The organism is Endozoicomonas sp. SESOKO2 (assembly GCF_024606245.1).
GTDB lineage: Bacteria > Pseudomonadota > Gammaproteobacteria > Pseudomonadales > Endozoicomonadaceae > Endozoicomonas_A.
Window position 1 is genome coordinate 1 of the sequence record NZ_JAHHPQ010000389.1, and the last position, 12,801, is coordinate 12,801.

General features: G+C 45.8%; 11 protein-coding genes. 8 read left to right on the forward strand and 3 right to left on the reverse strand.

All coding sequences use genetic code 11. From position 1 onward, the window contains the following. The 3 genes from KDK17_RS19525 to glgX form a co-directional block, all read left to right on the forward strand. Positions 1 to 113: glycogen/starch/alpha-glucan phosphorylase (locus KDK17_RS19525; protein WP_373691577.1), on the forward strand; the 113-nt coding region annotated here is incomplete at its 5' end. Positions 114 to 239: 126 nt separating this feature from the next. Further along, positions 240 to 2,435 (forward strand): 1,4-alpha-glucan branching protein GlgB, encoded by a 2,196-nt coding sequence (gene glgB / locus KDK17_RS08490; RefSeq protein WP_257280642.1) that lies wholly within the window; start codon positions 240 to 242, stop codon positions 2,433 to 2,435. Positions 2,436 to 2,479: 44 nt separating this feature from the next. Next, entirely contained in the window at positions 2,480 to 4,630 is a 2,151-nt protein-coding gene (gene glgX, locus KDK17_RS08495) for a glycogen debranching protein GlgX (RefSeq protein WP_257280643.1), read from the forward strand. Positions 4,631 to 4,715: 85 nt separating this feature from the next. Here the strand turns inward: glgX and amrA are convergent, their stop codons facing one another. Continuing rightward, the gene (gene amrA, locus KDK17_RS08500; RefSeq protein ID WP_257280644.1) at positions 4,716 to 5,285 is read right to left on the reverse strand and encodes an AmmeMemoRadiSam system protein A; all 570 of its coding nucleotides are present in this window, start codon (positions 5,283 to 5,285) and stop codon (positions 4,716 to 4,718) included. A gap of 81 nt (positions 5,286 to 5,366) precedes the next feature. Further along, on the reverse strand, positions 5,367 to 6,146 hold the full coding sequence (gene amrB, locus KDK17_RS08505; protein WP_257280645.1) for an AmmeMemoRadiSam system protein B: 780 nt from the start codon (positions 6,144 to 6,146) through the stop codon (positions 5,367 to 5,369). 63 nt (positions 6,147 to 6,209) lie between these two features. On the opposite strand from amrB, the gene amrS reads away from it, so the two are divergent. From amrS to KDK17_RS08520, 3 genes are all read left to right on the forward strand, one after another. Continuing rightward, entirely contained in the window at positions 6,210 to 7,319 is a 1,110-nt protein-coding gene (amrS, locus tag KDK17_RS08510; RefSeq protein WP_257280646.1) for an AmmeMemoRadiSam system radical SAM enzyme, read from the forward strand. 114 nt (positions 7,320 to 7,433) lie between these two features. Beyond that, complete coding sequence (locus KDK17_RS08515; protein ID WP_257274195.1) at positions 7,434 to 8,252, forward strand: CPBP family intramembrane glutamic endopeptidase; 819 nt, start codon at positions 7,434 to 7,436, stop codon at positions 8,250 to 8,252. A gap of 203 nt (positions 8,253 to 8,455) precedes the next feature. Next, a complete protein-coding gene (locus KDK17_RS08520) occupies positions 8,456 to 9,766 on the forward strand; it encodes a WD40 repeat domain-containing protein (RefSeq protein ID WP_257274196.1) in 1,311 nt (436 codons plus the stop codon). 341 nt (positions 9,767 to 10,107) lie between these two features. On the opposite strand, the gene KDK17_RS08525 is transcribed toward KDK17_RS08520, so the two are convergent. Then, positions 10,108 to 10,719: a hypothetical protein gene (locus KDK17_RS08525; protein ID WP_257274197.1), complete on the reverse strand. Its 612-nt coding sequence runs from the start codon at positions 10,717 to 10,719 to the stop codon at positions 10,108 to 10,110. Between the two features lie 358 nt (positions 10,720 to 11,077). On the opposite strand from KDK17_RS08525, the gene KDK17_RS19530 reads away from it, so the two are divergent. Together KDK17_RS19530 and KDK17_RS08535 are read left to right on the forward strand one after the other, a co-directional pair. Beyond that, entirely contained in the window at positions 11,078 to 12,469 is a 1,392-nt protein-coding gene (locus KDK17_RS19530) for an autotransporter outer membrane beta-barrel domain-containing protein (protein ID WP_257274199.1), read from the forward strand. A 130-nt stretch (positions 12,470 to 12,599) separates the two neighbouring features. Beyond that, a partial coding sequence (locus tag KDK17_RS08535; RefSeq protein ID WP_257287857.1) for a helix-turn-helix domain-containing protein occupies positions 12,600 to 12,801 on the forward strand: 202 nt, incomplete at its 3' end.

Consider the following 12,801-nt stretch of genomic DNA (forward strand, 5'->3'; position numbering starts at 1 on the left):
AAAAGCCGGAACTCTGGTGGAAAAAGGCGATCATCAACTCGGCTTCAATGGGTAAATTCTCATCAGATCGGTCTATTCAGGATTACAGTAAAACCATTTGGAACATGGCTTAAAGGCTATAAGCAGTGAGTCAATTCTTATAGCAATTCTCTGCTTTAGAGGATTTCTTACAGTAGCCTGTCGATTTTCGAGAGGGCTCCTATACTTCCTCAAACTGAGTAAATAGAAGCCTTCCTTGTATGCCTAATTCTGTCGAACCGATGATCAATCACATGCTTGATAGCGGCTGTGCCGCGCCGTTTAACGTTCTGGGATTTCATGAACGTCCTGAAAGGGGTGGCCTGTTGCTGAGGGTCTGGAGACCTGATGCCAGTGCTGTCAGTGTTATCGCCTTTACCTCCGGTGAAGCGGTGGGTGAGATGGTTCAAATCGCCCCGGGAGTATTTGAGTTGGTGTTGCCAGAATGCTGTTCTGTTTTTCTGTATCAGCTGGCGATTACCAATAAAGATCATCAGTCGTATACATTAATGGATCCTTACCAGTTTCAGTCATATACCCTGAGTCATGTTCACCGTGAACCTTATCGAAACTATCGGTATATGGGGGCGCATCTGGTTTCGTTGCACCCTGAGGAGAAAATTTCCATAGAAGGGGTGATCTTCAGGGTCTACGCGCCGAATGCGAGAAGCGTCAGTCTGGTTGGCAGTTTTAATGGCTGGGATGGCAGAGTTCATCCTATGGCCAGCTCGGAAGATGGGATCTGGCGTTTGTTCGTCCCGAACGTGAAGGCGGGTGATCTCTACAAATATGAAATTCGCAGCCAGCATGGGGATTTACTGCCTCACAAGGCCGATCCCTATGGCTACTACGCCGAGCAGCCTCCCGGCAATGCTTCTATTATTTACGATCACCTGACTTATGAGTGGGAAGATCGTCACTGGAAGCATCACTCCTGTCTGGACAGGCCGGTCAGCATCTATGAAGTACACTTGGGCTCCTGGCGACAAGAACAGGGTAGAAGCCTCAGTTACAAAACCCTGGCTGAACAGTTGATTCCTTATGTTGTCGAGATGGGTTTTACTCATATTGAACTGATGCCCCTTATGGAACATCCATTCACAGGATCGTGGGGCTATCAACCGGTAGGGCTGTTTGCACCTACCAGCCGCTTTGGTACTCCGGATGACTTCAAAGCGTTTATTGATGCCTGCCATCAGTCCGGTATTGGCGTCATTCTTGACTGGGTTCCTGCCCATTTTCCTTCCGATCCCCATGGCCTGGGTCATTTTGATGGCACAGCCCTTTATGAATATGCTGATCCCAAAAGAGGCTGGCATCCTGACTGGCAATCTCATATTTATGACTATGGCAAGCCAGAGGTAAAAGATTTTCTGATCAGCAATGCCATGTACTGGCTGGACCGTTTTCATCTGGATGGAGTGCGGGTAGATGCAGTGGCTTCCATGCTCTATCTCGACTATTCCAGGAGTGAAGGGGAGTGGGAGCCCAATTGCATGGGCGGAAACGAGCACATTGAAGCGGTAAAATTCCTGAAGGAATTGAACGAAACACTTTATCTGCACTACCCGGACCAGGTATCGATTGCCGAAGAATCGACCAGTTGGCCCAAGGTTTCCATGCCCACCTATGATGGAGGGCTGGGCTTTGGCTACAAATGGAATATGGGATGGATGCACGACACTCTGGGCTATATGGCCCGGGACCCGGTTCATCGAAGCCATCATCATTGGGAGATGATGCAGAGTATGACCTATCACTACAGCGAACATTTTATTCTGGCGCTCTCTCATGATGAAGTGGTGCATGGCAAGGGCAGTCTGTTGGGAAAAATGCCCGGAGATGAGTGGCGAAAGTATGCAAACTTGCGTGCCTATCTGGGCTTTATGTTCGGGCATCCCGGTAAGAAGTTGCTGTTTATGGGATCTGAAATCGGCAGCATCAGGGAGTGGGATCATGATGGTCAGTTGGATTGGGGGTTGCTCAATAAAAATGATTACAGCCAGGGGCTCAGGCAGCTTGTTAAAACGTTAAATCACCTGTACAAGTCTTACCCTGCGCTGTATAAGTCGGATTATGACCATAATGGTTTTGCCTGGGTGGTGGCTGATGACCAGCGGCAGAGTGTCTTTGCATTTATTCGAAAGAGCTTTTCAGGTGCTCCGGTTATGGTTCTGGCCAATATGACACCGGAAATAAGGAAAGATTACAGGATTGGAGTGCCTATTGAAGGCGTCTGGAAAGAAATACTGAATTCGGATGAGCAGTGTTATGGTGGCAGTGGTGTCGTTAACAGCAAGGTGCTTTATACCGAGCATTATCACACGCATGGTTATGATCACTCGCTATTGGTCACACTTCCTCCTCTGTCGACCCTGTTTCTGGCTCCGGATTCTGACGCTATACCCATTGGCTGAACCATGATTTTTAACGAACAAAAATGTGAGCAACAAAAACGATTGTGATCACTGGTATTTCTGTTTCTGCGGGATGTCCCGGTTTGCAGGGGGCGACACTGGTGAATGATGATTTCCTGCCAACAACGGGCAGTGAAGCTACAGGGGTCAACTTTGCCGTCTATGCTCCTGATGCTCGTCAACTCTACCTTTGCCTGTTCAACCAGAGTGATGAAGAAGAAAGACTGGCAATGTCGCCTTCTGATCAGGGAGTCTGGCATCTTCTCGTGAAAGGTATTGAGGCCGGTCAGCTTTACGGCTTCCGTGCCGAGGGTGCCTGGTCGCCTTCTATATCCCCACGTTTTAACAGTCATAAGCTATTGATGGACCCCTATACCCGCGAACTGCGGGGAGCGGTTCAGTGGTCTGAGGCGTTATTTGACTATCAATGGCATGCACCTTCTGAAAACAATGCTTACAAGGTAAAGCGCTTTTCAACAGAGGACAGTGCTGAACAGTGGCTTAAGAGTGAGCAGGACAGCGCCGCCTTTATGCCAAGAAGTGTTGTGAGAGAACATACTTTCGATTGGCAGTCTGTTAAAAAACCCGTTATTTCCAAGGCAGACAGTGTCGTTTATGAACTGCATGTTAAAGGATTTACACAGCAGCATCCGGATGTGCCGGAAGCGTTGAGAGGTACTTATCTTGGGCTATGCCACCCCCCTGTAATTGATTACCTCAACAGGTTGGGAGTCACAGCCGTTGAGTTGCTTCCGGTGACCTCTCAGGTCAATGAAGAACGCCTTGAGGGGATGGGGCTCAGAAATTACTGGGGATATAACCCTCTCTGTATGATGGCACCGGAACCTTCATTGGCGATCAAAGATCCGGTCACTGAAATGAAAACCATGGTTCGTGAGCTGCACAGGGCAGGAATTGAGGTCATCATGGATGTGGTCTATAACCATACCTGTGAATCAGGGCATGGTGGCCCGAGTTTGAGTATGCGAGGTCTGGCAGAGAGTGATTACTACCTGATGGATGATCATAGTGGTCGTCTATCTGCCGTCAACTATACGGGCTGTGGTAATACTCTGAATTTTGACAGTCCCCAGACCCTGAAGTTGACCATGGACGCCTTGCGCTTGTGGGCACAGGAATATCAGATTGATGGTTTCCGCTTTGACCTGGCTCCTGCGCTTGCCAGACAGCATCGAGAGTACCGGTTTGACAGTGCCTTTTTCGGAGCTGTACATCAAGACCCGGTTGTTTCCCGCACCAAGTTAATTGCAGAACCCTGGGATATTGGACCTGAGGGTTATCGATTGTCCGGTTTCCCACAGGAATGGCAGGAATGGAATGATCGTTTCAGGGATGGTACACGAGCCTATTGGCGTGGCGATGAGGGACGGCTGGCAGAGATGGGCTGGCGAATAACCGGTTCTGAAGATGTATTTGGTAAACGTCGCCCGTTAGCCAGTATTAATTATCTTTGCAGCCACGATGGCTTTACCCTCAATGACCTCTGCTCTTATGAAGAGCGTCGTAATCATGCCAATGGTGAGGATAATCGGGATGGCGATCAGCACAACTTCTCGCGGAATTATGGCGTAGAAGGTGAAACGGAAGATCGTGATATCAGAGCCAGAAGGCAGAGGGCTCGAAAGAACATGCTGGCAACACTGATGCTGTCCCGTGGGACGCCCATGTTGATGGCCGGTGATGAGTTCGGTAACAGTCAGCAGGGTAATAACAATGCCTATTGTCAGGACTCACCTCTATCCTGGCAGGACTGGGGCTGGATGCAGGACATTGAAGCTGATGATGCAGTTTTGCAGTTATTTGTTCAGCAACTGATAGCATTTCGAAAGACCCACACCCTGCTGGGCGGTGCCGGTGGACGCAAAGCCACGACCTGGTATTCCCCGGATGGCATTAGGCTGACGGAGGCCCAGCTTGGAGAATTGGGTGGGGGTTGTCTCTGTATCAAGATGGCTTCAGTGGTCACTCATCAGGATGAGAAAAGTCTCTACATCCTGATAAATAATGAAGAGCAGTCCAGAAAAGTGACTTTGCCCCAGATTGACCCCGAGAAGTACTGGAACCGACTTTTGGATACCAGCTCAGCATCCCCCTTTGCCAAGGAAGTTTTGCTCACCCGAGGCTGGATTGAAATGGAAGCCAATTCGCTGGTGGTCATCGAAGAGCAGTGCTGACATTTCTTCGGATAGGGGTAGGGAGCGCTTCTATTAACCTCACGCCATTTTCGCTTGACTCTGCTGATGTTCAGTCTCTTACCTCTTAATCTTCTTTGAATTTCAGACATTGATAAGAAAAACACCTCATATCTTCGGGCCACTCATGAGACTGAAGTCCGGCTTTGTGTTTGAGGTGAAGGAGAAACTCGTCAGGTTCGGTCAGTTGTTCCCATACCTGTGGCAGAAAAGTGGCTTTGTGGTGATCCCCCTGAATCAACAGGCCATCAATACCCGGACGTAACTGCTCCAGAAGATCTTCTTCAGTCTCAATCCTCATAACTGTCATGGGGGTCAGGATGGATATTTCAATACGCAGGTCTGCCAGCTCATTTTCGGTCACAGGAAAGAAACGCTGATCTCTGAAAGCACTGGCAAAAGCATTGTGTGCGATATCTACTATCAAAGGTTTCCGGGGAGTCAGTGAGCCAATACAACCTCTTAGTTCTCCGAATTTCTGAAGTGTCACAAATGAGGCGAGATGGGCCTGTAATTTTGCTGGAAACTGAGTTAAATCAAGCTTGGGCGCTTCACCCTCAACACAGATCCTGGCGATAGTTTGTCTGGCCAGACGTAACAGATTTTTTTTGTCCAGTTCTGTGAGATTCAGATCCATCCGGCTTGATCCTTTCTTGTTGTGGTCAGCCTGTTAAACAATAAATAAGCGTACAGCGGGTAGTATCGACTCAAGTTATCTTTACTGGATAACGTAGGCTCCGTATCCCACGACCCGTTTTTTATCACCCGCCGTATCACCGGAGTTTCGGACATCGAGAGTCACGACTTCCATGCCCCTGCGCTGGGCTATTTTCAGCATACCATTGAGAGGATGGCTGCCGCAGGCCTGACCTCCCGTCAAACAACCGCTCATTTGTTCTATGGCTCTGGTCGTCAGACTGTCACGCTGGTTGGCTTCTTCATAGCTGAGGTAGTGACTGAGGTCTGAGCTGATGACGATCAGGGTTTCATCGCCGCCCCAGAGAAAGTCTATAACTTCAGCAACGGCATAGGGGGAAGCATCACCCACGACCAGGGGAATCAGCTTGAAACTGTCCAGAGTACTTTGAAGAAAGGGGCACTGCACTTCCAGACTGTGCTCATTGGCATGAGCTGCATCCAGAGTGTGTATCTGATTGAATTGACTCAGGCTTTTGATGGCATCGGTATCCAATGGAATATCGCCTATGGGAGTCGAGTATGCCTCGCAGTTCGGAAGGGCTATCCCCTCAAACGCAACCTGGTGAGAAGGACCCAGCAATGCCACTCTTTTGATTTTGCTGCGATAGGTTTCCAGCTGTTTATAGCCTGATGCAGCAATAGCTCCTGAGTAGATGTAACCGGCGTGGGGTACGATCAGGACTTTAGGCGACAGTTCTCTCTCAGTGGCTTCCGACATCAGATTAGTGACAACGGTTTTCAGGAGTTCCGGTTCGTCGGGATAGAAAACACCAGACACTGCAGGTTGTCGAATGTTCATTGAGCTTCCCCCACGGATGAGCGGCTCTATAATTATAGTCAGCGAACCGAGTGAGGCACTGTCATGATAAATGGGCTCGGTCAGTCTCCATCTGACGATTTTCCGCCTGGCAATTTTCCCACCGAATACTGGCACTGTCTTGAGGATGGTCGAATTCAGTGTGATGTTTGTCCCAGAGCTTGCAAGCTGAGGGAAGGTCAGCAAGGGCTTTGTTTTGTCAGAGCCCGGCATCAGGATCAGATTGTTTTGACCAGTTATGGGCGCTCCAGCGGTTTCTGTATTGATCCGATAGAAAAGAAACCACTGAACCACTTTTTACCGGGTACTCCGGTTTTATCATTTGGCACAGCAGGCTGTAATCTTGCCTGCAAGTTCTGCCAGAACTGGGATATGAGCAAGTCGAGGGAAATGGACACCCTGGCTGATCAGGCTATGCCTGAGCAGCTGGCTCTGGCTGCGTTGGAAAAGGGCTGCAGAAGCCTGGCTTTTACCTACAATGACCCGGTGATTTTTATGGAATATGCCATAGATGTTGCGCTGGCTTGTCATGAGCAAGGTATTTGCCCGGTAGCCGTCAGTGCCGGTTATATTTGCGAAGCCCCCAGAGAAACCTTCTTTCAATGCATGGATGCGGCCAATATTGACCTGAAAGCATTCACTGAGTCTTTTTATAAAAAAATTTGTGGTGGATCTTTACAGCCCGTATTGGAAACTCTGAAATATCTCAAGCATGAAACAGAGGTATGGTTTGAAATCACCACCCTGCTAATTCCCGGAGAGAATGATTCTGATCCCGAGCTTAACAGTCTGTGTGAGTGGGTCGTTGAACAACTGGGCGTTGATGTGCCTATTCATTTCACCGCCTTTCACCCTGACTGGAAAATGATGGAGCATACACACACGCCCGCTGGTACTCTTGCCAGGGCAAGAAACATTGCTATCGGAAAAGGCATTCGTTATGCCTATACCGGAAATGTACACGACAGTCATGGGGGGAGTACCTGGTGCCATAACTGCGGGCAATTATTGATTCAGCGAGACTGGTATCAGCTGGGGATCTGGAACCTGGCATCGGGTTGCTGCCATCAATGTGGTGAAAAGGTAGCCGGTGTTTTTGAAGAGCAGCCCGGTGACTGGGGAAGCAAAAGAATTCCTGTACGAATGAAGCCCTGAACGCTATCAGGATAGCCGCTTCTGAGCTTCCCCCGCTCCAGTAGAGTAGATACCTCATTCAGTTTGTTTATGCTGTGCTACATTGACTGAGTTTTACTCACCAAAAGTAGCATTATGAAGTTATCCTTAATCTTCTTTTTAGCCTTGATATATCTAAATTTATTTGTGAGTAGGCTTTATTCAGATGATAGAGTTATATTGAGTGGTGAAGAAGTATGTCATTATCTAAATGCTTCAAACATAACCAATATTAACGGATCTTCTATGGGCGAGACTCATGGTTTCTGTCCGATTGAACAGGTATCAATCAAAACAACTTTTCTTGATAATATGTCTCCATTTTTGGAGGAAATTAAAAATGATTTTAAAGTAGGGCTCTGTTATGGGTTTTATATACCTGCTGTTGGCGTACTGATTATCACTCCATTTTTACTTTTGTTTAGTAAATATATAGCTAGCCCATACCATGTAAACTCACCTACTATGCAGTCAGCCTTTTCAATTTCAAAAGAGGAAGCATTGAGATTCTATAGAAGTGCCATAGTTAAGCGTTATTCGAAATCAATTATTGCAGCAGCAGAAGAAGAATTTATTTATCGTTTTATTGGCCTCACTGCTATAGAGTCTCATGTAAAATATTTACTTGGAAAACTTGAATATGATAGTGATGAAATAAATGGCAAGTCTCAATTTTATGCAATTACTATATCCTCAATCGTATTTGGTTTATTGCATCTAAGGAATGTGAATCCTCAAATTGCCCAAGCTTTTATTGCGACTGTTTCTGGTTTTTATTTTGGCTATATCTATTGTGAAAATGGGATGATTGCACCTTTGACCGCTCATATTGTTAATAATGTGCTGCTACTTTCAATAGGAAAAGTTTTAAGCTGGTACGGAATTCGATTACTCACTGGTGGCTTCAAACAATAGGTGCGAACGACTCCCTGATGATGACTCCCTCCAGGGCTGAAGCCTGGTAGCTAGCTATGTTGACAGAATTAAGAGGTGCCCCTCCATTTTTTAATAAGAATATTTGAAAAGAGAGGGAACTTATCTACAGTTGCAAAGTCGAATCATAAAAATACCAATTGAATGGACTATTTTTTCAAAAAACTTAATGGAGAAACTTTCTTATGAAAACTTACTGGAAAAAAATGCTGAAGTGTTCAGTGTTAGCTGGACTGTCCTGCGCTGTTCTTACCGGGCTTAAAGCTGACGAATCTGTACAGGCGTCGCAAAAAAAAGTGGACTTTGAGCTGACACTCGAAGTAAATGCTAAGCCTCTTGCCGAGCTTAGAGGACAATTTATGAGTCCTGACGTCAGATGTAACGTCCATTCAACTTCATGGAATCATGATTCTTCCATGTTGGCAGCTGGAGTAACATGCAAGGACGATCGTAATGTGACAATCCCTCATGTACAAATACTACAGAAGGATATATTAACTTATAAATCAATTCGAATTCCGTCGGGTCAATCTGTAGACAAAGTCAATGCCGTGTTTAGCCCTGATGGCTCACTGTTGGCGGTATCAACGAACGACAAGGGAGTCAGGTTCTATGACGCGAAGAACAATTTTATTCTTAAGCATGAACTTCGTGATAATAACCACACCTATCCTACTTTTGCATTCAGCCCTGACGGTACTTTATTTGCGGTTGAGGATAACCACGATGTAAAGGTGTACAATGTAAAGCGTGATTTTCAGCACGTGGGTACGATTTATAATATTCTGCCGGTTAATTTGAGGTTTCTGTCCGATAACACATTGCTGGTCAGGACTCCATCTGGTGCCTATGTTCTACATTCAAATGATTCATTTAATCTCCATGACATTGTGTACTCTTTCAGATTTAGAAAAGGTTACTATGCTAAAGGTTTGGATTTAAGTTCAGACCGTTCTCTGTTGGCATTCTCAACCCGGCGTGCTGGAGTCTTTTTTCAAAATAGTGACCCCAGAATGATGTGTGAAAAATACTTTCCCTGCTTCGGCTACAACTTTATCAATAAAGATTTTGTCCAAACTGATCTTATTGGCATAACCAGTATGGCATTCAATAATGATGGATCTCTATTGGTTGCAGGTGGGATTGGTTTTGATGATTCTGTTTCTGAAACTGTCAGCATTTTATCGAAAGGTGAATCGGGGTGGTCTGAAATGAAGTCTATCAAAGAACCAAAAACGGCTATAAATAGCGTTAGCTTTAGTCCCGATGGTGAATTGTTGGCGGTAGCCGGGGTTGAGGGCAAAATCTGGTTATACGAAGTCAATCCGGTAGATGAAATAACGCCATCTGAAATGCCAGCTGATGAAATACCGCCTGAAATGTCAGCTGATGAAATACCACCTGAAATGTCAGCTGAAACGCCAGTTGAAACGACCAGCTTGCCCAACTTGCTCGCTGAGTACACGAGGTGCGCTGTTTTCGGGCAGTGTAATTAACGTTAGCTCGATTATAAAAAATGACATGAGAGTCAACTGATAACTAAATTATGTTTACAAGCTAACAGTAAACACCAGTCGTGGCTCTCATTTCCCTGCTTAATCTATTCTATAAACTCCATGATTTCTGCTTATCTTCTAAACCCGCCCGGGAGGTAATATTGCAGCCTCAACAAAACAGGCGCCCCTCCATTAAGAGAAAATAATCACTCCTTGGCAACCGGAACGAATAGAAATTGGCAAGAGAGTCTACTTCGTTTGTCATGATCTGTAGTCATTCAGTTACGGTCATAGTCTCGGACTCCACATGCATCTGGCATATTTACTCTGCTCAACATGCATTACTGTAATGCTGTACTTATTAATTCAATGGTTGTTTTGTAGTCACTTTCTAAGCCAAAATTAGCACACGCTGTTAAAAAAGCGTTGTCATTTTTCAATGACTCGTAGATTGTTGATAAATGCTCTTTTGCCTTTGCGTAGATTTCTTCGTCTTTTAGATTGTCTGTTTTACAAAAATCTTCAGATTGTAGAAATCCATGTACATCTCTACCCATATGAGATGAAAGGGAAATTATCCCTCCGGAAGCAGACATCAGATGAGTGGCTAAGCCTTGCACCATAAGCCGATCAGAATCTCCATGCAGACAGCGTAAGAATTGGCTTTCCATTCTTTTTATATAGACCTCTTTCGAAGAAGCTGTACCTTGCTGCCGTCTGGCAAGCAATGATGCGTGATATATCCTTAACAATATGACACTGTCGTTAAACTCTAAATTAGAAAAAACAGATACTCTTTGTTCATTTAACTGAAATTGTTTTAAGTGTATCTCATCAAAAAGCGAAATCAGACTACTGATCGCATTATAGAGTGATGCATTGACATTATATGAATACAAAACGGAAATAATAAAAATAACTCGAGTGGTTGTAATTGCTCTGTGATTTTTCATATGTTGAAAGTTTAGTTTTTCGGAAAATTGACCCTGAAATGTAGCACTTTTTTATTATTTTGCAGAATATTGAAAAATATAAGACTTGCAGCAAGGGGGGGGGGAGAATGCAGTTGAACTTCCCCTGATAAATAGAAGCCTGTCTATAACTAAGCTGCTGCTTTGTATGCTGCTGTTGATTTGACTCGTACCGTCAGTCTCTGGAGTCTGGGAGCGAGGTTCATTCAGTCAGAATGCAAATACGACCATGGAATGATAGTGGCTCGTTTTATAGAAAAACTGGATAACCTGCCGCGATGGACTACTTTCTGATCTGGAAGAATTTATTCACTTTGGCACATTAAGATCGGGAGTAATTGTGAACGTCAGGTCCAATCTTTCTCATACCGTCAGGCTGGTTGCGCTCGGCGGTGCTGCCGGAGGGTGGCTTATTCCCGTCCTGGCTCAAACCGGAGTTCAATCTTCGGTAACCAGTGACGAAAGTGGCAACAGTGCCACCATCACCTATTCAAGAACGATGGATGCAAAAGCCATCATAGATACTGACAAGGTTTATCAACTGGGGAAGGATGGTCAATATTACTTTAAAGCTAAAAATGTGGATCAGCCGATTAAAGAAGGAAGGCTGATTCCGGTACAAAGACTGGACAATATCGCACTCGCTGATCCTGTAACTTCTTCCATTCCTCTTGCTCTCGATCACCCCTCAATCGCCAACAAGATGATGATTGAATCGACCTTTAGTGCATATGGTCATTTTACCGGGCTGACGCGAAGTATTCTTAAGGGCCGGATACCAGCCGCTGCCATAAGTGGGGTTGAGGGGAATCTGCTTGAGCAAACCTCCGCAACACTGTTAAAAGCCGAGAATGGTAATGCTTCTGCAAGAGTCGATTATCTGGAGCAGGATGAAAATAATGAAGTTTTTATGCTATCAGTGTCAGAGAGGGCTACCGCTTTTGTCAGTGGTGACTGGTTCGGACTGGTGGGGCTTTATGGTCATTTTTATGATCAGGATGAGATCGACAACATGGCTGGCTTCAAGTCCGGAGGCTACGGCATTCAGCTGGGGCTACTCAGGCCGGTCTCTGAACACTGGCTATTGGGTGTTTATGGTGCCTGGCAAAAGCTGGACGCTGATCTTAAGGATCATAATGGCGAGTTGGATACAGGCACCTGGAGGCTGGGGCCAACGGTTGCCTGGAGCAAGGATGGCTTTCACGCTGAAGGTCTGCTGACTTATAACTGGAATACTGTTGACAGTAAAGTGCCGCGCTACAACTCGGACTTCAAAAGCGAGGAGTGGGATGCCTATTTTCGCGGCGGTTACGATATCAGTCTCGACAGCGTAACAGTGGGTCTGACGTTAACGCCGGAAGTTCAGTTTCTTTATGCCAGTCAGGACCGGGATAAATATAGCTGGGCTTCGGGTATGGTGGGAAAGAGCACCAACAAAGGCTGGGTGTCCAGAATGGGAGTTAGTCTGACATACGACAGTTTCCTAATGAATCAGCCTGTCGAACTGAAAGCCTCACTGGGTTGGCAGCACAATGATTACGAGCCCGATGATATTGAGTACATGAATTCGAAACACAGTTTAAAAGGTTATGATGAGAATGCTACCTATTACTCTCTGGGCATTGCGACACAGCTGAGCGGGCAGCTAAATATGAATGTTGGTTATGCAGGCACTTGGTCTGAAAATGCTCTGGGGCACTACTTGCAGGCTGGTGTGGAATTCAGGTTCTAAGTTCAGACTGATTTACCAAATTGAGCGGAAAGCCCCGTACTTCTGGTGCGGGGATGGATAGCTCGCAGTCTGAAAGACTGCTTATGCAAGACACTTGCTATATTTACAGCTTTTATTGTAAAATGTAAATATGACTAAGCGAACCTATAAATACCGATTCTATCCGACACCTGAGCAGGAAATACTTCTTGCACAATCGTTTGGCTGTGCTCGGTTTGTCTATAACAATACGCTTCGTTTTCGCACTGATGCCTACTATAAAGAAGGGCAATCCGTTCCACACTCTGAGGCAGAAAAACGGCTGGTTTCGCTTAAGAAAGAGTTTCCATTTC

Excerpts from the sequence above, each read along its gene's own strand:
- glgB (WP_257280642.1), top strand. The coding sequence starts at position 240 with ATGCCTAATTCTGTCGAACCGATGATCAATCACATGCTTGATAGCGGC.
- amrA (WP_257280644.1), bottom strand. The coding sequence starts at position 5,285 with ATGGATCTGAATCTCACAGAACTGGACAAAAAAAATCTGTTACGTCTG.
- amrB (WP_257280645.1), bottom strand. The coding sequence starts at position 6,146 with ATGAACATTCGACAACCTGCAGTGTCTGGTGTTTTCTATCCCGACGAA.
- amrS (WP_257280646.1), top strand. The coding sequence starts at position 6,210 with ATGATAAATGGGCTCGGTCAGTCTCCATCTGACGATTTTCCGCCTGGC.
- KDK17_RS08515 (WP_257274195.1), top strand. The coding sequence starts at position 7,434 with ATGAAGTTATCCTTAATCTTCTTTTTAGCCTTGATATATCTAAATTTA.
- KDK17_RS08520 (WP_257274196.1), top strand. The coding sequence starts at position 8,456 with ATGAAAACTTACTGGAAAAAAATGCTGAAGTGTTCAGTGTTAGCTGGA.
- KDK17_RS08525 (WP_257274197.1), bottom strand. The coding sequence starts at position 10,719 with ATGAAAAATCACAGAGCAATTACAACCACTCGAGTTATTTTTATTATT.